The organism is Stenotrophomonas maltophilia, assembly GCF_047782825.1.
Taxonomy (GTDB): Bacteria; Pseudomonadota; Gammaproteobacteria; order Xanthomonadales; family Xanthomonadaceae; genus Stenotrophomonas.
On record NZ_CP180589.1, the window covers coordinates 2008660 to 2029313 of the forward strand.

Sequence of the window (20654 nt, forward strand, 5' to 3'; positions counted from 1 at the left end):
TCACATTCTGCCTTGGCGGTGTGACGCAGGTGTGGTGGGATTGCCGGGACATCTCGCCAGCTGGCTTACTTACCTTCGTACAGGGCACGAAGAAATTCAGCGAATGAGCTGAATATGGTCTCGATCTCACCCTCTCCCGGCAACCAAAGAAGGACCTCTCCGGGCATGTCCAGCTTTCCGGACAACAGAAAAACATTCCCGCAATCGTCATATGCAAAGGGAACCAACCCCTCCAGTGCCGGGTTGCCTTTAATCAACGATTGGTAGGCGGTATCAATCGTCCCATCACCGTAGCGGATCGAAAGAAAGCTGTTCAGCAGAAGTGGATTCACCTCATCCGCCTCAACATCCGGATATCCGCCATTGTTCTCCAGGTAGAAGTCCACGAACTCGCCAGAGAGCCTCAGGCCCGTCCTTTCTGAGAAGTCGCAGAGATCTTCACGGGTAAGTTGTTGCTCCTGTCCTCTGAGTTTCATTACTTCGCCTCGTCACATTCTGAAAACTCTGCGGGTTGTCGGCAGACCTGCTGGACAAAAACGCACTGAATTACACTACCAGCAAGGCGTGCCTTGATTGGCACGTTGTGCCCTTTGCTCATCAAATTCGTGAACTGCATGAACCTTGTTGATCGCTTTCTGTCTGGTCTGATCCCGCGCCTGCCTGCCGACGACGCGCCGCAGTGGGCCCACGTGCAGGGCGCCAGCGCCGATGATCTGCAGCGCCTGCGCGCGCAGTGGCCGCAGGTTCCCGAGAGCCTGCTGGCGCTGCTGTCGCAGGTGGACGGCACGCATTTCCGCGACTATCCCGGTGGCGAGGTCTGCGTGCTGATGCTGGGTTCGGATGTGGGCGACTACCCGTATTACCTGCGCTCGGTCGCGCAGATCTTCGAAGACCAGCAGCAGTGGGACGACAGCATCCGTTCCATCTACGAGGAATGGCTGGACGAGGAGCCGGACATCCTCGGCGCCGGCATCGATGGCGATCTGCCGATGAACCGCCGCCTGTGCTTCTCGCACTGCATGAACAACGGCGGCACCTCGATGCTGTACCTGGATTTCGACCCTGCACCAGGCGGCAGCGTCGGCCAGGTGGTGCGCTACCTGCATGACCCGGACAGCTACGCGGTCATCGCGCCGAGCTTCGACGCGTACCTGCAGCAGCTGATTGATGGCGGTTACGCATTCATCGATCAGGACGCCGACTGAATAGTAGATCCACGCCATGCGTGGATAACGGCCTCACCCGCGTTCGATCCAATGCAATGAAGGCAGCCGAGCATGGGCTCGGCTCTACAGTAGATCCACGCCATGCGTGGATAACGGCCTCACCCACGTTCGATCCAATGCAATGAAGGCAGCCGAGCATGGGCTCGGCTCTACAGTAGATCCACGCCATGCGTGGATAACGGCCTCACCCACGTTCGATCCAATGCAACGTGCCCGGCTCGAACGCCAGCAGATCCGCTGCGGCCAGATGGCCCCGCGGCCAGTGACGTTGCGGCGGCTTCGGCTGCCGGGCACCGACCGAGCCGTCGTAGTCTCGTACCAGAAGTCCGATGCGCGCCGCGCCCCCGGCCAGCAGGCCATCGATGCGCTGCAACCACTGGCCGGCGTCGCCCAGCGCTTCATCGCGACGCACCTGCTGATCCTGTTCATGCCGTGCCTGCTGCTCGGCCAGCGCGCGGGCGATCTTGGCTTCGCTCCAACCCTTCTTCCGCCAGCGCCCGGCATCGCCCTTCCACTCCCGCTCGGCCCGCGACGAGGCCAGCGCGGTACCGCAATCGCAGTGCGCGGCGCTCAGCCACGGCTGCCAGCCGGGCCCGACCGCCGCCTGCAGACTGGGCGAATCCTGCGCGAACAGGCTCCGGCCGCTGCGCTCCATGATCGCGGCGGCTTCAACGTGCGCAAACGAGGTGGGCAGGAACAGGGTGATGAAGGTGCACATCGGGCTTCTCGAATCCGTCCGGGAATGCGCCGATGGTAACGCTCACCTGCAACTCGCTGGGGTCAGAGCCCTTTCCTGCGGAAAGGGATCCGACCCCGGGCCGGTGGATCAAACGATGCCCAGGCCCGGAATCGCGCTGATGCTGTCCGGGTCGAACCCGGCCAGTTCGGCGAAATGGCGGCCACGGGCCACGTAATCGCGGTAGGCCCCGAAGCTCGGCGCACCCGGCGACAGCAGCACCACCCCACCCTGCGCGCCCAGCGCGGTACGTGCCAGCGCCATCGCTTCGGGCAGGTCAGCGGCCGCATGCAGGCCGAAGCGACCGGCATCGGCCAGTGGCTGCAGCATGGCGTGGATGCGCGGGCCGTTGCTGCCCATCGTCACGATCTCCACCGGCGGCACGTCGTGGGCCATGTGCTGCATGAAATCGGTCCAGTCCAGGCCACGGTCATGCCCGCCTACCAGCAAGGCGATGCGCTGCCCGGCGAAGCACTCCAGCGCAGCCAGGCTGGCATGCGGCGTGGTGCTGATCGAATCGTTGATATAGCTCAGGCCGTCGGCCTCACCAATACGCTGCAGGCGGTTGGGCAGCGGGCGGAAATCCTGCACCGCCGGCGCCAGCGCTACGGCGTCCAGGCCCAGCGCTTCCAGCGCGGCCAGCACCGCACACAGGTTGCCGCGGTTGTGGCGCCCCGGCAGCGGCGTGTTGCAGGTATCGAACACCGGTTGTTCGCCACGGTGCACGATGTCACCGCGCATATGCCAGCCCTGCGGCTGGTTGAACCAGACCACGTCGCTGTCGGGCAGCGACAGCGCGGCCAGGTGCGGATCGGCGGCGTTGAGCACGGCGATGCGCGGCGCGGCTTCGGTCACCAGCCGCAGCTTGTCTTCGATATAGCGCTGCTCGCTGCCGTGCCAGTCCAGGTGTTCCGGGAACAGGTTCAGCACCACCGCCACCTGCGGGCGGGCGCCACTGCGCGCCACTTCGCCGGTCTGGTAGCTGGACAGTTCCACCGCCCAGTACGCGGGCGAAGGCTGCGGGTCCAGCACTTCCAGCAGCGGCAGGCCGATATTGCCGACCAGGCCGGTGCGGTGGCCTGCCGCACGCAGCAGGTGCGCCACCAGCGCGGTGGTGGTGCTCTTGCCCTTGGTACCGGTCACGCACACGGTGTCGTGCACGATGCCATCGGCGCCGGCATGTTCGGCGAACCACAGCGCGGTGCCGCCGATGAAGGCGGTGCCCTGCTCCGCCGCCGCCAGCGCGATCGGCTGATAGGGGCTGATGCCGGGCGACTTGATCACCACATCGAACGCGGCCAGCGCTTCGGCAGTGGGTTCACCTCGCACGTCCAGCAGCCCCTGCGTTTCCGCACGCGCGGCCTCGGCCTCAGCGGCCGGGCAGAACAGGCTCAATGGCAGCGTGGGTAGGCGCTCACGCAGCACCGCAAATGCGGCACGTCCCTCACGCCCCCAGCCCCACAGCGCAACGCGCTTTCCTTCAAGCTGCGAAATCTTCACGCACACGTTCCCACAGCGCGGCCGGAATGCGGTGCTCGCCCTGCAGCTGCAGCAGCGGTACCAGTTCCAGTTCAGCGGCATCCAGCTGCGGCTGGATCTCATTGCAGAAGCGCTTCACCAGCACGTCTTCCTTCCATTCCGGGCGCTGCGCCAGGGTGGCCATCGCTGCACGCGATTCGCGGCCTTCGCCCACGCACTCGAACGGCTTGTGGTCCTGGAATTCCAGCAGCGCATCGAAGCCACCGGCCTGCTCGGCATCGTCCAGCAGGTTGCGGCCGAAGATGCGCACCAGGCGGGTCTTGGGCATGAACGGGGCCAGCGCCAGGAACACGAAGTGGCACTTCGGGCAGACGCCGCACCAGCGGTTCACCGGGCGCTCGCCGAGGATATGGAAGTTGCGGTTGCAGCTGGAGAAATGCGCGTCGTAGAAATCGCTCTTGGCGAACTGGCGGGCCACCGCCAGCTCGGACATCGGGCGCAGCAGCGAGTAGTACTGCAGATCGGCGGCCACCTGCTTCTGCACGTGGCTGCCGAAGGCCTGCTCGAACGCCCAGCCCTTGGACCACTGGTGGTTCACTTCGCCGGTGCCCGGAATCTGGCTGCCGTAGCTGGCCGAACGCTCGTTGGAGAACACCACCTGGTCCACGCCCTGCAGCAGCGCGGCCAGCACCATGATGGCCGAGTTCACCGCGGTGACCGGGATATGCCCGTTCCACGCGCCCTGGCGGTTGAGCTCGAACAGTTCCGGCGCCAGCGCGCGGCCCAGGTTCAGGGTCGGCAGGCCGGTGCGCTCGGCACAGGCACGGATCAGCTGCGAACCGCCGATCCAGGTCACCGTCTCGTCCACGCCAGCACGGCGCAGCGCTTCGATGCTGACCAGCGAATCCTTGCCGCCGCCGATGGCCACCAGCGCATGCGGCTGCAGGCCCAGCACCGGCGCCTGCACCGCGTCGCCCTGCACCGGCAGGCGGAAACGCCCGCGCAGGTTCAGGCCGTTGCGGTAGGCGAATTCGCCCAGGCCGTTGAGGTAGACCGTTTCCACCAGCGCGGCGGTCTCGGCATCGATGGCATAGCTGTCGATGCTGACCGTCTCCGGCACGCCCGCCTTGTAGTAGCTGACGCCGGCGATCAGGTGCAGCAGCTGCAGCGCACGCTGTACTGCCGCCGCACGCACCTCGTCCAGCACGAACGGGGCGCCGGGCACGGTGATGGTTTCCACCATCTCCGGGCCGTCATCGAAGGCGTAGACCAGCTTGGCCACGCCGGTTTCCGCAGCGAATTCGCAGCGGACGAAGCGGAAGCGGGAAACCTGGTGTTTATCGAAAGCAGTCATGGTGGATCCAGTTCAAGCGCGGTCAGGCACGCCCCGCGCGAAGGCGCAGGACGTGTCGGTGGGCGGGTGCAGGGCGCGAAGGGCGGCGATCACTCGATCACGTCTTCGCGCGGCATCGCCCGCTGGTTGTAGGTGTTGGCCATCACATAGCCGTAGGCACCGGCATCGGCGATCAGCATCACGTCGTCCGGCGCGGTCGACACCGGCAGCTTGCGGCGCTTGCCGAACACATCGCTGGATTCGCAGATCGGGCCGACCACATCGAACGCCGCTTCGGCATAACCGCCCTGGCGGCTGAGGTTCTCGATGTCGTGCCAGGCGTCGTACAGGGCCGGGCGCATCAGCGTGTTCATGCCGGCATCCAGGCCGACGCGGCGCACGCCGTCCTTTTCCACCACCTGGGTGGCATGGGTCAGCAGCACGCCCGATTCGGCCACCAGGTAGCGACCCGGCTCGATCGCCAGGCGGAACGCCGGGTGCAGCGCCTTGACCTCGGCCAGGCCCTCGGCCCAGGCGTCCAGGTCGAACGGCTCGTCTTCCTCGCTGTACGGAATCGGCAGGCCACCACCGATGTCGATGGTCTGCACGCTGCCGATGCGGCGGGCGAAACCGGCCAGCTCATCGCACATCAGGCGCCAGTGCTGCGCGGTTTCCACGCCGCTGCCCAGGTGCGCGTGCAGGCCGACCACGCGGGTGCCCAGATCGGTGGCGGTGCGCACGAACTCGTCCACGCGCGCCATCGGCAGGCCGAACTTGGAATCCTTGCCGCCGGTGCGGACCTTGGCATGGTGGCCTTCGCCACGACCCAGGTCCACGCGCAGCCAGATTTCGCGGTTGCGGAACAGGTCCGGCCAGCGCTGCAGCGCTTCCAGGTTGTCCACGGTGACGGTGACGCCGAGCGCGAAGCCGGCCTCGTACTCTTCGCGCGGGCAGAAGCTGGGGGTGAACAGCACGCGCTTGGGCGACAGTTCCGGCAGGTGCTGGAACACGTGCTTCAGCTCGCCATGCGACACGCATTCCAGGCCGAAGCCTTCGGCTTCCAGCAGCTGCAGGATGGCCGGATGGCTGTTGGCCTTGATCGCGTAGTAACGCTGGTCGATCGGCTTGATCGCGGCCAGCGCGCGGGCACGGGCGCGCACGGTCGGCAGGTGGTAGACGTAGCGCGGCGTGCCGGCGTCGGCCAGCTGCAGCAGGTGCGCACGCTGGCCGCGCCACCACGGCGTGCCACGCGGGCGCACGGTACCGGCGATCTCGCGCCAGCGCGGGCCGAACACCTCGGTTTCTTCCACCGGCATCGCCCCACTGTCGATCAGCTCGGCATGCAGGATCGGCAGCAGGCCATCGGCATCGGCTTCGTCGATGACGAAGGTCAGGTTCAGGTCGTTGGACGACTGCGAGATCATGTGCACGCGCTCGCGGCCGAAGGTGGCCCACACGTCCGACAGCTTGTGCAGCAGCGAACGCATGCCACGGCCGACCAGGGTGATGGCCGCGCACGGCACGATCACCTTCACCTTGCAGATCTGCGAAAGATCGGCCGACAGCGCGGCCAGCACATCGGTGTTGACCAGGTTTTCGGACGGATCCAGCGACACGGTGACGTTGGTTTCGGCCGAACCGATCAGGTCCACCGACAGGCCGTGCTTCTTGAACAGGCCGAACACGTCGGCCAGGAAGCCGACCTGCTGCCACATGCCGATGCCTTCCATCGACACCAGCACGATGCCGTTGCGGCGGCTGATCGCCTTCACCCCCAGCACCGGCGCGGCGCTGCCGTCGATGCTGGTGCCCGGCAGTTCCGGGCGCTCGGTATCGAGGATGGCCATCGGCACGCCGGCATCGCGGCACGGCTTGATCGAACGCGGGTGCAGCACCTTGGCGCCGGTGGTGGCGATTTCCTGCGCTTCGTAATAGTCCAGGCGGGTCAGCAGGCGCGCGTCCGGCACGTCCTTCGGGTTGGCGCTGAACATGCCCGGCACGTCGGTCCAGATTTCCACGCGGCTGGCGCCCAGCAGCGCACCGAAGTACGCCGCCGAGGTGTCCGAGCCGCCGCGGCCGAGGATGGCGGTGCCGCCGTCGGCATGGCGGGAAATGAAGCCTTGGGTGATCAGCAGGCGGGTCGGCTGGGCGCGGAAGCGCTGCATCCACTCCGCATCGGCGCGCCACTGGCAGTTCACCGACAGGCGCTGCGACCAGTCACTCTGGTTCGGCTGCGGCGGCATCGCGTCCAGCCACTGGCGGGCGTCCATCCAGCCCATGTCCAGGCCGGAGGCATGCAGGTAGGCCGCGCCCAGGGTGGAGGACAGCAGTTCGCCCTGGCCCAGCACTTCGGCCTGCCAGTCCAGCGGACGGGTGGCCGCGCGCGGGTCATCCAGCAGGCCCTGCAGCACGGCCAGGCGCTCGGCCAGCACGTCGTGGCCCAGGCCGAGCTCGACCAGGAAGCCCTCATGGCGTTCGACCAGGGCGGCCACGCGGTCGCGGCTGTCCGGCGCGCCATCGGCGATCGCGGTCAGTTCGTTGGTGACCCCGGACAGCGCCGAGACCACCACCAGCACGCGCGAGCCGGTTTCTTCCGCGCGTTTTTTCGCCAGCTTCCCGATCGTGTCCCAACGGTGGCGACGCGACACCGAGGTGCCGCCGAACTTCAGTACGATCCAACGATCGACAAGGGGGGAAGCTGACATGGATAGGCTATGTGTAATGTGGGGAAGCCGCCCGTGGGGGCGGAACCTTCGATTCTAAGCCCAATGGACCCGCCGATGGCCGCCTTCCGTTACCTGCAGCTGGATGTCTTCGCCCCCCACCCCGGCAGCGGCAATCCGCTGGGCGTGGTACTGGGCGCCGACGCGCTGTCCAGCGCCCGCATGCAGGCGCTCGCTGCTTGGCTGAACCTGTCCGAGACGGTGTTCTTCCTGCAGCCCAGCGCCGCGGGCGCCGACTACCACATCCGCATCTTCACCCCCGGCAGCGAACTGCCGTTTGCCGGCCACCCCAGCGTGGGGGCGGCCTGGGCAGCGGTCACCTGCGGGCTGGCCACGCCGCGCGAGGGCGGTGCGCTGGTTCAGCAATGCGCCGCCGGCCTGCTGCCGGTGCGGGTAAGTGGCCCGGCCGACGCGCCGACCATCGAACTGGCCAGCCCGCCGGCGCGCCACCTGCCCACCGCCCCTGGTCAGGTACCGGAACCGCTGCTGGCGCTGGCCGCCGACGGCCATGCCCCCGAGCTGTGGGGCAACGGCCCGCGCTGGTGGCTGCTGCCGCTGCGCGATGCCGCCGCCGTGCGCGGCCTGGCCCCGGACATGGCGGCCCTGCGCGACTGGACCAATGCCACCGGCGCGACCGGGGTGGCGGTGTTCGCCGATGAGGCCGCCGCGGCACACAGCCGCGTGGTGCGTGCGTTCTGCCCCGGCGATGCGGTGAACGTGCCCGAAGATCCGGTGACCGGCAGCGCCAACGCGCTGATCGGCGCCTGGCTGCGCGAGCGTGGCGCCCTGCCCGCTGGCGACGCCGCCTATGTGGCCAGCCAGGGCCGCGAAGTCGGCCGCGACGGCTACGTCCACGTCCGCGTCGATGCCGAAGGCACGGTGTGGATCGGCGGCCAGGTGCAGCCGGTGATCGACGGGCAGATAAGCTGGATGTAGAGCCGAGCCCACGCTCGGTTGCTTTTTCTCATGCCCCAACACAGCCGAGCATGGGCTCGGCTCTACAACGGCGCGCTAAGCTGCGCGCTATCTGAATCTGGAGTTTCCCTCGATGTCCGCACGCCGTTTCCTGCAACTGGATGTGTTCTCGCCGCGCGCCGGCGCCGGCAATCCGCTGGCCGTGGTGCTCGATGCCGAGGGCCTGGACGACACTGCCATGCAGGCCATTGCGCGATGGACCCGGCTGCCGGAAACCACCTTCGTGTTCGCGCCGCAGGCCTCTGGCAGCAGCTACCGGCTGCGCATGTTCAGCCCGCAGAAAGAGGTCCCCTTCGCTGGCCACCCCAGCGTCGGCACCGCCCACGCCGTGGTGCAGGCTGGCCTGGCCGCGCCGGTGGAGGGCGTGCTGGTGCAGGACGGCATCGCCGGACTGCTGCCGCTGCAGGTGATCGGCGAAGGCGCCGCACAGCGCATCGCCATCCGCACCCCGCGCGCGCAGCTGGCCGAAACCGCGCAGGCCGATGATCCGCGACTGCAGGCCGCGTTGCAGGGCTGGCCGCTGGGTGAGCTGCCGCCGGCACGCATGCAGGGCGGCCGCAGCTGGTGGGTGGTGCAGGTGGCCGACGAGGCCGCGCTGCGTGCGCTGCAGCCGGACTGGGACGCGGTCGCCGCGCTGGCCGAATCCACCGACAGCATGGGCGTGTTCGCCTATGCGTTCAGCGATGGCAGCGAGGGCTTCGACCTGGCCGTGCGCGCCTTCGTCGGCAACGGGCGGCGTTTCGAGGATGCGGCCTCGGGCGCGGCGAATGCCGTGCTGGCGGCATGGCTGGACCTGCGGGGCGTGCTCCCGCGCGGCAGCGAACCGTATGAAGTCAGCCAGGGCCGCGAGGTCGGCCACGACGCTCGCCTGACCCTGCGGGTCGATGCGGACGGCGAGGTGTGGTCCGGCGGGCAGGTGCAGACGGTGATTGCCGGCACCCTTGATTGGTGAAGAGCAGCCGTAGAGCCGAGCCCATGCTCGGCTGCTCTTCGGCCAGATCGCGGCAGCTGAGGGAGCCGAGCGTGGGCTCGGCTCTACAGACGCAGCGGTTCAGCCCAGCTCGGCTTCCAGGCTGATCGGCACCGCGCTCAGGGCCTTGGACACCGGGCAGTTCTGCTTGGCGTCATCGGCGATGGCGCGGAACTGGGCGGCATCGATGCCCGGCACCACGGCCTTCACTTTCAACCGGATCTGCGACAGCTGCGGGCCGCCTTCCATCGACAGATCCACCTTGGCTTCGGTGTCCAGGGAGGTCGGGGTGAATCCCGCGTCCCCCAGCTTGGCCGACAGCGCCATGGTGAAGCAGCCGGCGTGCGCGGCGGCGATCAGCTCTTCTGGATTGGTGCCCTTTTCATCGCCGAAACGGCTGTTGAAGCCGTAGCGGGTCTTGTCCAGCAGCCCGCTCTGCGGCGTGCTCAACTGGCCCTTGCCCGACTTCAGATCCCCTTCCCAGTGCGCGGTGGCGTGTCGCGAGATTCCCATGTGCTGCTCCTCCGTGGCGGTGATGAACGGTCACCCTCGCACGCCACGCGTTAGCCCTGCGTCGCCCCGCCGCAGGCCGCGCCACTGTCCCGGGCCATGCCGCTGGACAATTCCTCGCCAACCAGTTCTGCATTTTTCCCTTGTTTTCAGTGGTTTCGCGCATATCCCGCAGGCGGCGAGCGGCATTGCGCAGCGCAGCGTAGCGCCCCGTCCCCCTGCCCCAGGACATGTACTGAATCGGCCTGGATATGAAAAAACATGCAATTTCAGCGCTCCGGGCTATTGGCGGCGCTCGAGAGTTGCCCTACATTGCGCTTGCCGACGGGGTTCGGCGCCGACCACACAACCAACCGTTCACGGAACAGGAAACCATGGCAAAGACCGCTAAGAAGGCTGCCCCGAAAAAGGCAGTGAAGAAAGTCGCGACGAAGGCTGCCGCCAAGCCGGCCGCTCCGAAGCCGATCAAGGAAGTGCTGACCAAGTCGGGCCTGGTTGCACACATCGCTGAAGCGTCCGGCGTTGTTGCCAAGGACGTGCGTGCGGTGCTGGCCTCGCTTGAAACCGCCGTTGCTTCCTCGGTGCACAAGAAGGGCGCTGGCTCCTTCACCCTGCCGGGCCTGCTGAAGATCAGCACCGTCAGCGTGCCGGCCAAGCCGAAGCGCAAGGGCATCAACCCGTTCACCAAGGAAGAGCAGTGGTTCGCTGCCAAGCCGGCCACCACCAAGCTCAAGGTGCGCCCGCTGAAGAAGCTCAAGGACGCCGCGCTGTAAGCGCGCGCCCAACGGCATCTTCCGACGGGACGGCGCAGGCCGTCCCGTTTTTGTTTGCGGCGGCACCGCCCCCCCCGCACAAACCGCAACACAGCGTTTCCGCACCCGCACTGACCCCGGCAATACCCGCGCCAGCATTGGCTGCGCCCGCGCTTTTCCAGCCCGGGAACGAACCGGGTGGAACACTGCGTGCAGCCCCGGCCGTCGCCGCCGGTCGCCGCCTTGCCTATGGTGGGCACATCCCTCCACACCCAAGGCGAGCACCTTCTCATGGCCAGCCCCTCCACCCGCTACCGGATCTCGGTGACCCCGATCGAAAAGGACGGGCACCCCTGCACCGGGCGCTGCACCATCGAACTGGAACACCGCGCCAGCCGCGACCTGATGCGCCTGCTGGAAGCCGCACCGCGCACGGCCGGCCTGACCGGCGACGAGCGCGCGACCCTGGTGATCGCCAGCCAGCTGCTGCGCGATATCGTGCAGCGCCATGCCGATACCGATGGCCATGCACTGGCCGCCATCGCAGCCCAGGTACTGCCTGCGCTGGACGCGCTGGAACAGCTGCCGACATCGCGCTGACTGCGGCGCCGCCGATAGACTGACAGCTTCCTGGTTGCCTCGGGGAGGAGGCAGACATGCGCAGTACCCTGATATGGCTGGTGCCATTGGCCCTGCTGGGCTGCTCCAGCCCTGCGCCGCCCGGCGAACCGAGCCGCACGGCGCCCGCCGAGGCTGCGGCATCTGACGCGTCCGCCCCGCCCGCGCGTGCTGATGCAGCGGCTCTTGCAACCCGCGCCGTCGCCCCCCTGTACGCGGCCGTCGCGCCCGCTGGCGAAACCCCGCCACGCATGCTCAACCGCTATGTCATGGACATCCTCAACCGCAACCAGGCCGGCATCGACGCGGCCTGGGCCGTGGCCCCGCCGGATGCACGCCGCGCCGACGATGCCGTGCTGCGGGTGCTGAGCGACGTGCGCAACCTGCGGCTGGACAGCGACCCGCCGCTGCCCCGCGACCTGGCCCAGCCCCCGCGCCTGCTGGAAGTGCCGGTACGGGTGCGCGCGGTGACGGCCCAGGGCCAGTTCCGCTACCACGGCTGGTACCGGGTGCAGCCCCGCGCCGACGGCCAGGGTTGGCAGATCCACTCGGCCCAGCTGCAGCCAACGCTGGACTGAACCGTTGCAGCGGCATGCACGCACGATTCAGCGGGCAAAGCTACTCTGTAGGCCTCTCGATTCCGCTCCGGTCACCGCCATGCGCCTGCGTTCCCTGATGACCCGCCTTGCCGCTTCCACCGTACTGATTGCCGCGGCGATCGGTGCGCAGGCGGCCCCTTCGATTTCCGGGCGCGAACTGGCGGTCGGCGCCAGTGACGTGCAGCAGTATCTGGATGGCAGCTTCCCGCGTACGCAGGATGCGCTGGGCGGTCTGATCGCCCTGACCATGAGCCACCCGCAGCTGACCCTGCCGGCCGGTGAGCGGTTGAACCTGGGGATGGACCTGGCGCTGGCCACCGCCGGCGGCAACCCGGCCAACCTGGGCAAGGTGAAGCTCAGCAGTGGCCTGCGCTACGACGCGCAGACCCAGGGCTTCCACCTGCAGGAACCGACCGTGGACGAGTTCACCCCGGCCAGCCAGGGCGGTCGTCTCGATTCGCGTACCCGCGCCCTGCTCAACGCCGCGCTGAGCGACTACGCGCGCCGCGAGCCGATCTACAAGCTGGACCCGTCGGTGGCCGGCCTGCTGGGCGCGCTGCAGGTGCAGTCGGCGCAGGTGAAGAACGGCAAGCTGGTGGTCACCTTCAACCAGAACCTCGGCAACCTGGTTCCGGCTGGGATTCTCGGCAAGTAATGGGTAGTGCCGGCCGCTGGCCGGCAGCTTCTTCGGTTCCCGCGCTTTGCGCTCGCCGGGCATGGCCCGGCGCTACCGCATGCCACCCCGGGTGGAGGTAGCGCTGGGCCATGCCCGGCGGCACTCCATCACGCGGCCAGCGCCTTCACCACCGCTTCGCTGAAGGCCGGGATGTCGTCCGGCTTGCGGCTGGTGATCAGATTGCCATCCACCACCACTTCGGCGTCGCGCCAGCGTGCGCCGGCATTGGCCAGGTCCTGCTGCAGCGATGGCCACGAGGTCACCTCGCGCCCCTGGGCCAGGCCGCTGTTGATCAGCAGCCAGGGGCCATGGCAGATGGCGGCCACCGGCTTGCCGGCGGCGGCCACGGAACGGATGAAGTCCAACGCAGCCTCATCGGTGCGCAGGGTGTCCGGGTTGATGACCCCGCCCGGCAGCACCAGCGCGTCGAAGCGCCCGGCATCGGCTTCGCCCAGCGCCAGGTCCACTGCCACCACCCCGCCCCAGTCCTTGTCCTTCCAACCCTTGATGCTGGCCTCTTTGGCCGGGGAAACGACGGTGACGATCGCGCCCTGCGCTTCCAGCAGGTGCTTGGGCTCGGTCAGTTCGGACTGCTCGAAGCCATGGGTGGCGAGGATGGCGACCTGCTTGCCGGCGATACGCTGTGCCATGTCGGCTGCTCCAGGGAAAGGAGCGGACAGGGTGGGCGAAGGCGCATTGAACCGCGGTGACCCAGCCGTGCACGGCAGGTGCAGATGGCCCTTGTAGAGTCGAGCCATGCTCGACTCCACCCGGCGACGGCCGACAGCCAAAGCAGTCGAGCATGGCTCGACTCTACAAATACCGGTCAGCGCTTGGGCTGCAGCATCGTGCCGGTGCACTTGGGCGAGCCGCAGCGGCACTCCCAGATCTTCTTCAGCTTGGCCGTATGGCGCTCGGCCAGCACGATGCCGTAGTTGTAGGTCAGCTCTTCGCCGGCGCTTACATCGCGCAGGGCTTCGATGAAGACCTTGTCACCGCGGCTGTCACCGTCTTCGTCTTCCTCGATCACCGCCTCGCAGTTCGGGTCGCAGCTGTGGTTGATCCAGCGTGCGTCATTGCCCTTGTAGTTGGCATCGATCACCCAGTCGTCGTTGAGGGTGAACAGGAAGGTATGGCCACTTTCCACGTCGCCGCTGTCGTCGGCATCGACGTCACCATGGCTGCGCAGCAGGCCCTTGTACTGGATCACGCGCTCGCCCTGCTTGATCGGGACCACGGCGAACACGCCGTTGCCGTGGATGGCGGACTTGCGGGCTTGGATCTTCTTGGGCATCGGCAAGAGAGGTCTGCAGCGAAAGGAACCTGATTCTCGCCCATTCCGTGCGATTGCGAAAATCACCCCGATGGCGCAGCATTGCGCCCTGCGCGGGCCGATGGCCGCGCCCTGCCGGTGGGGTGTCCCGGCCGCCCTGCCTCCGGGGCCCCAGCGCCGGCTGAATGGCCGGGTTGGATGCCGGCGAATAAAAGCGTACAATTTCAGTCCGCTTTAAGAACCACTCGCATCCCCATGTTGCGCGTCACCAAACTCACCGATTACGCCACCGTCGTGCTGACCGTGCTTGCCGCCCGCCCGGGCGAAGTACTCAGTGCCACCGAACTGGCCGAATTCACCGGTCTGGAGCCGCCCACCGTCAGCAAGGTGCTCAAGCCGCTGGCCCAGGCCGGTCTGGTCGAAGGCCTGCGTGGCGTGCGTGGCGGCTACCGGCTGACCCGGCCCGCCATCGAGATCTCGCTGTTCGAAGTGGTCGAAGCGATGGAAGGGCCGCTGGCCCTGACCGAATGCAGCCACGACCACCACCAGTGCGGCATGGCGCCCAAATGCGGCGCGCGCAGCAGCTGGCGGCTGATCAACGACGTGGTCTCCGAGGCCCTGCGCGATGTCACCCTCGCCCAGATCCTGCCCCCTCTTCCCCTTGTCGATGACGAACAGCGCCGCACCATCGCTGTCGACGTCGTCTCCTGATCCGTAGGCAGCCCCCCATGGCCACCGAAACCATCGAAACCGTCGCCCACGACGACACCCCCAACCGCGAGATCCATGAGCAGCTCGGCCGCAAGTATTCGGCCGGCTTCATCACGGACATCGAATCGGACTCCCTGCCGCCGGGCCTGGACGAGGACACCATCCGTGCCCTGTCAGCCAAGAAGGAAGAGCCGGAATGGATGACGCAGTGGCGCCTGGACGCCTACCGCCACTTCCTGACCATGCCGATGCCGAACTGGGCCAAGCTGCAGATCGCCCCGATCGACCTGCAGGCGCTCAGCTACTACTCCGCGCCGAAGGGCCCGAAGTACGCCTCGCTGGATGACGTGCCCAAGGAACTGCTCGATACCTACGACAAGCTGGGCGTGCCGCTGCACGAGCGCGCCAAGCTGGCCGGCGTGGCGGTGGATGCGGTGTTCGACTCGGTGTCCGTTGGTACCACCTTCCGCAAGGAACTGGCCGAGAAGGGCATCATCTTCTGCTCCATGTCCGAAGCCATCAAGGAACACCCGGAACTGGTGCGCCAGTACCTGGGCACCGTGGTGCCGGTGGGCGACAACTACTTCGCCGCACTGAATTCGGCGGTGTTTTCCGATGGCAGCTTCGTGTTCATTCCCAAGGGCGTGCGCTGCCCGATGGAACTGAGCACCTACTTCCGCATCAACGCCGGCCACACCGGCCAGTTCGAGCGCACCCTGATCGTGTGCGAGGACAAGGCCTACGTCTCCTACCTGGAAGGCTGCACCGCGCCGATGCGCGATGAGAACCAGCTGCACGCCGCGGTGGTCGAGCTGGTCGCGCTGGAAGATGCGGAAATCAAGTATTCCACCGTGCAGAACTGGTACCCGGGCGACGAGAACGGCGTCGGCGGCATCTACAACTTCGTCACCAAGCGTGCCGAATGCCGTGGTGCGCGCAGCAAGGTCACCTGGACCCAGGTCGAGACCGGTTCGGCCATCACCTGGAAGTACCCGTCCTGCGTGCTGCTGGGCGACGATTCGGTGGGCGAGTTCCACTCGGTGGCGCTGACCCATCACCGCCAGCAGGCCGACACCGGCACCAAGATGATCCACGTCGGCAAGCGCACCAAGAGCAAGATCGTCAGCAAGGGCATCAGCGCCGGCCGTGGCCAGAACACCTACCGCGGCCTGGTCAAGGTGGACCGCAACGCCGATGGCGCGCGCAACTACACCCAGTGCGATTCGCTGCTGATCGGCAAGCAGTGCGGTGCCCACACCTTCCCCTACATCGAGGTGAAGAACCCGGGCGCGACCGTCGAGCACGAGGCCACCACCTCGAAGATCTCCGACGACCAGCTGTTCTACTGCCGCGCCCGTGGCATCAGCCAGGAAGATGCGGTGTCGATGATCGTCGACGGCTTCTGCAAGCAGGTGTTCCGCGAACTGCCGATGGAGTTCGCGGTTGAAGCCAAGAAGCTGCTGGAAGTCTCGCTGGAAGGTTCGGTGGGCTGAGCGCCCGCCCCTGCCCCTCGCAAACGCATTCTCTTTACCGGCGGGCCACGGCCCGCCCCACGGAAATCCCCACCATGCTGAAGATCGAAAACCTCCACGCCCGCATCGGCGACAAGGAAATCCTCAAGGGCCTGTCGCTGGAAGTGAAGCCCGGCCAGGTGCACGCCATCATGGGCCCCAACGGCGCCGGCAAGTCCACCCTGGGCAATGTCCTGGCCGGCCGTGACGGCTATGAAGTGACCGAAGGCAGCGTGCAGTTCGAAGGCAGCGACCTGCTCGACCAGGACCCGGAAGCGCGCGCCGCCGCCGGCCTGTTCCTGGCCTTCCAGTACCCGGTGGAAATCCCGGGCGTGAACAACACCTACTTCCTGCGCGCAGCCCTGAATGCCCAGCGCAAGGCGCGCGGCCAGGACGAACTGGATTCGATGCAGTTCCTGAAGCTGGTGCGACAGAAGCTGGCCGTTCTGCACCTGAAGGATGAACTGCTGCACCGTGGCGTCAACGAAGGCTTCTCCGGTGGCGAGAAGAAGCGCAACGAGATCTTCCAGCTGGCCGTGCTCGAGCCGAAGCTGGCGATCCTCGACGAAACCGATTCGGGCCTGGACATCGACGCGCTGAAGAGCGTGGCCGACGGCGTCAACGCGCTGCGCGCGGCCGACCGTTCGTTCCTGGTCATCACCCACTACCAGCGCCTGCTGGACTACATCAAGCCGGACGTGGTGCACGTGCTGGCCGATGGCCGCATCGTCAAGACCGGTGGCCCGGAACTGGCGCTGGAGCTGGAAGCGCACGGCTACGATTTCCTCAAGGATCGCGTGGTGCGCGAGGCGGCGGTCTGATGAGCGCCCTGCTCGACTCGATGGCCCAGGCCTTCTGCGGCAGCGATGCGCGCCGCGAAGTGCTCGATACGGTGCTGCGCGATGGCCTGCCGGCCGCCCGCAGCGAAGCCTGGAAGTACACCTCGCTGCGCCAGCTGGAGCGCCGTGCCTTCGCCGCCGCGCCGCTGTCGCCGCCGGTGCTGGATGCGGCCGTGCTGGAAGACATCCCGGCGCCGCGCCTGGTGTTCGTCAACGGCCGCCTCAGCGACGCGCTCAGCGACACCCACGGCCTGCCGGCCGGCGTGCAGCTGGAACCGCTGTCCTCGGCGCTGGCCGCCGGTGAGGATGCCGCGCGTTTCCTCGGCCGCCGCTACGAGCGCAGCGACGAAGTGTTCGCCCGCCTGAATGCCGCGCTGGCCGATGAAGGCGTGGTGCTGCGCGTGGACGAAGGCGTGCAGGTCGAAGTGCCGCTGCAGCTGGTATTCGCCAGCGTGGCCGGCGAGACCGACCTGGCCTGGCACCACCGCCACCTGATCGAACTGCGTGCCGGCGCCAGCCTGGGCGTGGTCGAGCACCGCTTCAGCGTGGGCGACTCGGCGCACCTGGACAACACCGTGCTGCATGCCCACGTCGCCCGCGATGCCGTGCTCAAGCACGCCCGCGTGCAGGCCGGCAGCGCGCGCCAGACCAGTTTCCTGCGTACCGATGCGGTGCTGGCACGCGATGCCCAGTACCACCGCGTCGACCTGGAACTGGGCGCCGCGCTCAGCCGCCACGAACTGAACGTGCGCCTGGAAGGTGACAACGCCCAGCTGACCGCCAACGGCGTGCTGCTCGGCAATGGCCGCCGCCACGTCGATACCCGCCTGGGCATCGACCACATCGCCCGCGATACCAGCAGCGAGCTGCTGTGGCGCGGCGTGGCGGCCAACCGCAGCCGCGTGGTGTTCCATGGTGGCATCCAGATCCGCGAAGGCGCCGACGGCACCGACGCCAACCTGTCCAACAAGAACCTGCTGCTGTCGGCCGACGCCGAGATCGACACCCAGCCGGTGCTGGTGATCGACGCCGACGAAGTGAAGGCCGCCCACGGTGCCACCGTCGGCCAGCTCGATGCCAACGCGCTGTTCTACCTGCGTTCGCGCGGCCTGCCGCAGCCGCAGGCACAGGCGCTGCTGAGTGCCGCGTTCTGCCACGAGCCGCTGAAGGTGCTGCCCGAGGCCCTGCGCGAGCAGCTGGCGCGCCGCCTGGACAAGGCCCTGGCCGAGGCAGGTGTGGCATGAACCTGTCCACGCCGCGCCCGATCGAAGCCCCTGCCGGCACGCCGGACTGGGACCGCGTCCGCCTCGACTTCCCGCTGCTGATGCGCGAAGTGCACGGCAAGCCGCTGGTGTATTTCGACAACGCCAACACCGGCCAGAAGCCGGTGCAGGTGATCGGCGCGGTGGACGAGTTCTACCGCCGCTACAACGCCAACGTCAGCCGTGCCGTGCACGCGCTGGGCACCGAGGCCACTGATGCCTACGAGGGCGCGCGCAACAAGCTGGCCCGCTTCCTCAACGTGCGCAGCAGCGAGCTGGTGCTGTGCAGCGGCACCACCTTCGCCATCAACCTGGTGGCGTACTCGTGGGCGCTGCCGCGGCTGAAGGCCGGCGATGTCATCCTGGTCTCGCGCATGGAACACCATGCCAATATCGTGCCGTGGCAGCTGGTCGCCCAGCGTACCGGCGCGACCATCCGCGTGGCCGAGATCACCCCCGATGGCGCGCTGGACCTGGATGCACTGCGCAAGGCGATGACCCCCGAGGTCAAGCTGCTGGCCGTGGCCCATGTTTCCAACGTGCTGGGCACGGTCAACCCGGTGCGCGAGATCTGCCGTGAAGCGCGCAAGCGCGGCATCGTCACCGTGGTCGATGGTTCGCAGGCCGTGCCGCACCGCAAGGTGGACGTGGCCGCGATCGGCTGCGACTTCTACGCCATCACCGGCCACAAGATGTGCGGCCCGACCGGCACCGGTGTGCTGTGGGCACGTCGCGAGCATCTGGACGCCATGCCGCCGTTCCTCGGCGGTGGCGAGATGATCAAGGAAGTCAGCTTCGACGGCACGGTGTTCAACGACGCCCCACACAAGTTCGAAGCCGGCACGCCGAACATCGCCGGCTTCATCGGCCTGGGCGTGGCCGTGGACTACCTGCAGGGCCTGGGCCTGGAGCACGTGGAAGCACGCGAGGCCGAGCTGTTGGCGCACTTCAGCGAAGAACTGCGCAAGGTCGAAGGCCTGCGCATCCTTGGCGAAGCGCCTGAAAAGGCCGCCGTGGTGTCCTTCCTGATCGATGGCGCGCACGCGCACGACCTGGCCACCCTGCTCGACCTGGAAGGCGTGGCCGTGCGCTCCGGCCAGCACTGTGCGCACCCGCTGCTGCAGTATTACGGGGTGGCCGCCACCTGCCGTGCGTCGCTGGCGTTCTACAACACGCACGCCGAGATCGAGCGCTTCATGGCGGCGCTGACGAAGGTGCGCAAGCTGCTGGGCTGAGCCGCGGGCCGAACGATGAAATCAGAGCGCCACGGGAGACCGTGGCGTTTTTGGTTGGCCCCCTCTCAAGTCACGCGCTGGAGGGCGCCCGCTCGCGGCGCGTCCGGGTGAATCCAGAGAATTCCACTGCATAGCCCCCGCCGTTGTCGAACAGCACGGTGTGCCGGTAGCGCTCCGGTTCGACAACCGATACCTCATGTACCAGCACATCGACGCCGGGGTCATCACTGCACAGCGATTCCTGCAGGACATAGCCCACCACGCCCGAGTACGTCATCAGCATTTCGCCTTCGAACTGCTGATCAAGCAGAACCACCTCGATGCTGACCGTCGCCCCTTCGGCACCGTCAACAGCCGACTTTTCAACCCGGAACGCGCTCATGCGCGCGTCGTGCAGGGAATCGCGGCCGCGCAGCGCGTAATTGCCGAAATCGAGCGCGAACTCGCGAAGTGTGTCGGGCAAGTCCGCCGCTGCCCCTGCCAGGTAGTCGAAGTAGGCATCGAAGTGCCACCCCTGCTCATCCTGGCGAATCCAGTTCATTGCGATCATGGTGTCCCACATGTCCTCCGGCCTGGCCATGCAGCCAGGCGCTGTGATGGCGTCATCGTCTCACATCGTTTGCAGAGGGCCTGGCCAGCACAGCGCCCCACCACCCGCTCACTCCTGCAACCGCCGCACCGACGACACGCACAGTTCGGCAGGCCACTGGCCAAGATGCCCCTTGCCGCTCACCGCATCCGGGCGCGCCGCCGCCACGATCCCGGTCATTTCAAACGCCTGCGCCGTCGGCAACGTCACCGGTGCGATGCCCTGCACCCAGATGCCGTCCGCCGCCCACGGGTCACGTACCGGCGGCCCCGGATGCAGCGCCGACATTTCCCAGCCATCGACGTAGGCACCCCGCACCTTCACCAAGCGGCCCTGGTAGCGGACCGGGTGCGCACGCAGTTCCTCGAGCGCGACAGGAAGCGCGCGTGCCGGGTTGAACCTGGGGCAGGCAAAGCTGTTGAAGGCAGCGTCCCTGCCCGCAACGGAGGCATCCATGCGCGCAAGCAGGATCGACATCGCAACGACCACACCGAGCGTCACGACCCTTACCGCCACGCCGCCTGCGCCCTGCCAGTCCATTGCTGCCTCCTGCGGGAAAGCGATGAACAGGGAGCATAGCCGGCGCGGCGGGGTCAGAGCCCTTTCGCGGCGCGAAAGGGATCCGACCCCATCCCAT

General features: G+C 67.4%; 22 protein-coding genes. 12 read left to right on the forward strand and 10 right to left on the reverse strand.

Annotated features, from left to right (window positions below; all coding sequences use genetic code 11):
* Nucleotides 1-65: 65 nt before the first annotated feature.
* Entirely contained in the window at nucleotides 66-476 is a 411-nt protein-coding gene (locus ACM2ZB_RS09285) for an SMI1/KNR4 family protein (RefSeq protein WP_416058280.1), read from the reverse strand.
* A gap of 138 nt (nucleotides 477-614) precedes the next feature.
* On the opposite strand from ACM2ZB_RS09285, the gene ACM2ZB_RS09290 reads away from it, so the two are divergent.
* Nucleotides 615-1205, forward strand: coding sequence for an SMI1/KNR4 family protein (locus ACM2ZB_RS09290; RefSeq protein WP_416058281.1), 591 nt, complete (start codon nucleotides 615-617; stop codon nucleotides 1203-1205).
* Between the two features lie 205 nt (nucleotides 1206-1410).
* Here ACM2ZB_RS09290 and ACM2ZB_RS09295 read toward each other — a convergent pair whose 3' ends face one another.
* The 4 genes from ACM2ZB_RS09295 to ACM2ZB_RS09310 form a co-directional block, all read right to left on the reverse strand.
* Nucleotides 1411-1944 carry a hypothetical protein gene (locus ACM2ZB_RS09295; RefSeq protein ID WP_416058282.1) on the reverse strand — a complete coding sequence of 178 codons (534 nt, stop codon included), beginning with the start codon at nucleotides 1942-1944 and terminating at the stop codon, nucleotides 1411-1413.
* 108 nt (nucleotides 1945-2052) lie between these two features.
* Nucleotides 2053-3462 (reverse strand): UDP-N-acetylmuramoyl-L-alanine--D-glutamate ligase, encoded by a 1410-nt coding sequence (murD, locus tag ACM2ZB_RS09300; RefSeq protein WP_416058283.1) that lies wholly within the window; start codon nucleotides 3460-3462, stop codon nucleotides 2053-2055.
* Entirely contained in the window at nucleotides 3443-4795 is a 1353-nt protein-coding gene (gene murL / locus ACM2ZB_RS09305) for a UDP-N-acetyl-alpha-D-muramoyl-L-alanyl-L-glutamate epimerase (RefSeq protein ID WP_416058284.1), read from the reverse strand. Before murL ends, murD begins: the two co-directional genes overlap by 20 nt.
* A gap of 89 nt (nucleotides 4796-4884) precedes the next feature.
* Nucleotides 4885-7479 carry a bifunctional aspartate kinase/diaminopimelate decarboxylase gene (locus ACM2ZB_RS09310; protein WP_416058285.1) on the reverse strand — a complete coding sequence of 865 codons (2595 nt, stop codon included), beginning with the start codon at nucleotides 7477-7479 and terminating at the stop codon, nucleotides 4885-4887.
* A gap of 75 nt (nucleotides 7480-7554) precedes the next feature.
* Between ACM2ZB_RS09310 and ACM2ZB_RS09315 the strand changes: the two genes are divergently transcribed.
* The gene (locus tag ACM2ZB_RS09315) at nucleotides 7555-8433 is read left to right on the forward strand and encodes a PhzF family phenazine biosynthesis protein (protein WP_416058286.1); all 879 of its coding nucleotides are present in this window, start codon (nucleotides 7555-7557) and stop codon (nucleotides 8431-8433) included.
* A 112-nt stretch (nucleotides 8434-8545) separates the two neighbouring features.
* A complete protein-coding gene (locus tag ACM2ZB_RS09320; RefSeq protein WP_416058287.1) occupies nucleotides 8546-9424 on the forward strand; it encodes a PhzF family phenazine biosynthesis protein in 879 nt (292 codons plus the stop codon).
* 99 nt (nucleotides 9425-9523) lie between these two features.
* Here ACM2ZB_RS09320 and ACM2ZB_RS09325 read toward each other — a convergent pair whose 3' ends face one another.
* Nucleotides 9524-9955 (reverse strand): OsmC family protein, encoded by a 432-nt coding sequence (locus ACM2ZB_RS09325; protein WP_079220964.1) that lies wholly within the window; start codon nucleotides 9953-9955, stop codon nucleotides 9524-9526.
* A gap of 371 nt (nucleotides 9956-10326) precedes the next feature.
* Here ACM2ZB_RS09325 and ACM2ZB_RS09330 point away from each other — a divergent pair, with 371 nt between their 5' ends.
* The 4 genes from ACM2ZB_RS09330 (at nucleotide 10327) to ACM2ZB_RS09345 (ending at nucleotide 12576) form a co-directional block, all read left to right on the forward strand.
* Nucleotides 10327-10725, forward strand: a complete 399-nt coding sequence (locus tag ACM2ZB_RS09330; RefSeq protein WP_108768080.1) for an HU family DNA-binding protein — start codon at nucleotides 10327-10329, stop codon at nucleotides 10723-10725.
* 270 nt (nucleotides 10726-10995) lie between these two features.
* Nucleotides 10996-11304 carry a DUF3861 family protein gene (locus ACM2ZB_RS09335; RefSeq protein WP_313435187.1) on the forward strand — a complete coding sequence of 103 codons (309 nt, stop codon included), beginning with the start codon at nucleotides 10996-10998 and terminating at the stop codon, nucleotides 11302-11304.
* 56 nt (nucleotides 11305-11360) lie between these two features.
* Nucleotides 11361-11900 (forward strand): hypothetical protein, encoded by a 540-nt coding sequence (locus ACM2ZB_RS09340; protein WP_416058288.1) that lies wholly within the window; start codon nucleotides 11361-11363, stop codon nucleotides 11898-11900.
* A 79-nt stretch (nucleotides 11901-11979) separates the two neighbouring features.
* On the forward strand, nucleotides 11980-12576 hold the full coding sequence (locus ACM2ZB_RS09345; RefSeq protein ID WP_313435183.1) for a DUF1439 domain-containing protein: 597 nt from the start codon (nucleotides 11980-11982) through the stop codon (nucleotides 12574-12576).
* A 128-nt stretch (nucleotides 12577-12704) separates the two neighbouring features.
* Here the strand turns inward: ACM2ZB_RS09345 and ACM2ZB_RS09350 are convergent, their stop codons facing one another.
* Together ACM2ZB_RS09350 and ACM2ZB_RS09355 are read right to left on the reverse strand one after the other, a co-directional pair.
* Nucleotides 12705-13247: a type 1 glutamine amidotransferase domain-containing protein gene (locus tag ACM2ZB_RS09350; protein ID WP_313435181.1), complete on the reverse strand. Its 543-nt coding sequence runs from the start codon at nucleotides 13245-13247 to the stop codon at nucleotides 12705-12707.
* A 176-nt stretch (nucleotides 13248-13423) separates the two neighbouring features.
* Entirely contained in the window at nucleotides 13424-13891 is a 468-nt protein-coding gene (locus ACM2ZB_RS09355) for an SET domain-containing protein (RefSeq protein ID WP_416058289.1), read from the reverse strand.
* Nucleotides 13892-14125: 234 nt separating this feature from the next.
* Between ACM2ZB_RS09355 and ACM2ZB_RS09360 the strand changes: the two genes are divergently transcribed.
* From ACM2ZB_RS09360 to ACM2ZB_RS09380, 5 genes are all read left to right on the forward strand, one after another.
* On the forward strand, nucleotides 14126-14581 hold the full coding sequence (locus ACM2ZB_RS09360; RefSeq protein WP_197579613.1) for an SUF system Fe-S cluster assembly regulator: 456 nt from the start codon (nucleotides 14126-14128) through the stop codon (nucleotides 14579-14581).
* Nucleotides 14582-14598: 17 nt separating this feature from the next.
* Complete coding sequence (gene sufB, locus ACM2ZB_RS09365; RefSeq protein WP_313144963.1) at nucleotides 14599-16074, forward strand: Fe-S cluster assembly protein SufB; 1476 nt, start codon at nucleotides 14599-14601, stop codon at nucleotides 16072-16074.
* 74 nt (nucleotides 16075-16148) lie between these two features.
* On the forward strand, nucleotides 16149-16913 hold the full coding sequence (gene sufC / locus ACM2ZB_RS09370) for a Fe-S cluster assembly ATPase SufC (protein ID WP_108764333.1): 765 nt from the start codon (nucleotides 16149-16151) through the stop codon (nucleotides 16911-16913).
* A complete protein-coding gene (sufD, locus tag ACM2ZB_RS09375; RefSeq protein ID WP_108768073.1) occupies nucleotides 16913-18175 on the forward strand; it encodes a Fe-S cluster assembly protein SufD in 1263 nt (420 codons plus the stop codon). Before sufC ends, sufD begins: the two co-directional genes overlap by 1 nt.
* Nucleotides 18172-19428, forward strand: a complete 1257-nt coding sequence (locus ACM2ZB_RS09380; protein ID WP_416058290.1) for a cysteine desulfurase — start codon at nucleotides 18172-18174, stop codon at nucleotides 19426-19428. Before sufD ends, ACM2ZB_RS09380 begins: the two co-directional genes overlap by 4 nt.
* Before the next feature lie 70 nt (nucleotides 19429-19498).
* On the opposite strand, the gene ACM2ZB_RS09385 is transcribed toward ACM2ZB_RS09380, so the two are convergent.
* Both ACM2ZB_RS09385 and ACM2ZB_RS09390 read right to left on the reverse strand, forming a co-directional pair.
* Nucleotides 19499-19978 carry a hypothetical protein gene (locus ACM2ZB_RS09385; RefSeq protein ID WP_416058291.1) on the reverse strand — a complete coding sequence of 160 codons (480 nt, stop codon included), beginning with the start codon at nucleotides 19976-19978 and terminating at the stop codon, nucleotides 19499-19501.
* Nucleotides 19979-20086: 108 nt separating this feature from the next.
* Nucleotides 20087-20557 (reverse strand): hypothetical protein, encoded by a 471-nt coding sequence (locus tag ACM2ZB_RS09390; protein WP_416058292.1) that lies wholly within the window; start codon nucleotides 20555-20557, stop codon nucleotides 20087-20089.
* Between the last annotated feature and the right edge of the window lie 97 nt (nucleotides 20558-20654).

Excerpts from the sequence above, each read along its gene's own strand:
- ACM2ZB_RS09285 (WP_416058280.1), bottom strand. The coding sequence starts at position 476 with ATGAAACTCAGAGGACAGGAGCAACAACTTACCCGTGAAGATCTCTGC.
- ACM2ZB_RS09290 (WP_416058281.1), top strand. The coding sequence starts at position 615 with ATGAACCTTGTTGATCGCTTTCTGTCTGGTCTGATCCCGCGCCTGCCT.
- ACM2ZB_RS09295 (WP_416058282.1), bottom strand. The coding sequence starts at position 1,944 with ATGTGCACCTTCATCACCCTGTTCCTGCCCACCTCGTTTGCGCACGTT.
- murL (WP_416058284.1), bottom strand. The coding sequence starts at position 4,795 with ATGACTGCTTTCGATAAACACCAGGTTTCCCGCTTCCGCTTCGTCCGC.
- ACM2ZB_RS09310 (WP_416058285.1), bottom strand. The coding sequence starts at position 7,479 with ATGTCAGCTTCCCCCCTTGTCGATCGTTGGATCGTACTGAAGTTCGGC.
- ACM2ZB_RS09315 (WP_416058286.1), top strand. The coding sequence starts at position 7,555 with ATGGCCGCCTTCCGTTACCTGCAGCTGGATGTCTTCGCCCCCCACCCC.
- ACM2ZB_RS09320 (WP_416058287.1), top strand. The coding sequence starts at position 8,546 with ATGTCCGCACGCCGTTTCCTGCAACTGGATGTGTTCTCGCCGCGCGCC.
- ACM2ZB_RS09325 (WP_079220964.1), bottom strand. The coding sequence starts at position 9,955 with ATGGGAATCTCGCGACACGCCACCGCGCACTGGGAAGGGGATCTGAAG.
- ACM2ZB_RS09330 (WP_108768080.1), top strand. The coding sequence starts at position 10,327 with ATGGCAAAGACCGCTAAGAAGGCTGCCCCGAAAAAGGCAGTGAAGAAA.
- ACM2ZB_RS09335 (WP_313435187.1), top strand. The coding sequence starts at position 10,996 with ATGGCCAGCCCCTCCACCCGCTACCGGATCTCGGTGACCCCGATCGAA.
- ACM2ZB_RS09340 (WP_416058288.1), top strand. The coding sequence starts at position 11,361 with ATGCGCAGTACCCTGATATGGCTGGTGCCATTGGCCCTGCTGGGCTGC.
- ACM2ZB_RS09345 (WP_313435183.1), top strand. The coding sequence starts at position 11,980 with ATGCGCCTGCGTTCCCTGATGACCCGCCTTGCCGCTTCCACCGTACTG.
- ACM2ZB_RS09350 (WP_313435181.1), bottom strand. The coding sequence starts at position 13,247 with ATGGCACAGCGTATCGCCGGCAAGCAGGTCGCCATCCTCGCCACCCAT.
- ACM2ZB_RS09355 (WP_416058289.1), bottom strand. The coding sequence starts at position 13,891 with ATGCCCAAGAAGATCCAAGCCCGCAAGTCCGCCATCCACGGCAACGGC.
- ACM2ZB_RS09360 (WP_197579613.1), top strand. The coding sequence starts at position 14,126 with ATGTTGCGCGTCACCAAACTCACCGATTACGCCACCGTCGTGCTGACC.
- sufB (WP_313144963.1), top strand. The coding sequence starts at position 14,599 with ATGGCCACCGAAACCATCGAAACCGTCGCCCACGACGACACCCCCAAC.
- sufC (WP_108764333.1), top strand. The coding sequence starts at position 16,149 with ATGCTGAAGATCGAAAACCTCCACGCCCGCATCGGCGACAAGGAAATC.
- sufD (WP_108768073.1), top strand. The coding sequence starts at position 16,913 with ATGAGCGCCCTGCTCGACTCGATGGCCCAGGCCTTCTGCGGCAGCGAT.
- ACM2ZB_RS09380 (WP_416058290.1), top strand. The coding sequence starts at position 18,172 with ATGAACCTGTCCACGCCGCGCCCGATCGAAGCCCCTGCCGGCACGCCG.
- ACM2ZB_RS09385 (WP_416058291.1), bottom strand. The coding sequence starts at position 19,978 with ATGATCGCAATGAACTGGATTCGCCAGGATGAGCAGGGGTGGCACTTC.
- ACM2ZB_RS09390 (WP_416058292.1), bottom strand. The coding sequence starts at position 20,557 with ATGGACTGGCAGGGCGCAGGCGGCGTGGCGGTAAGGGTCGTGACGCTC.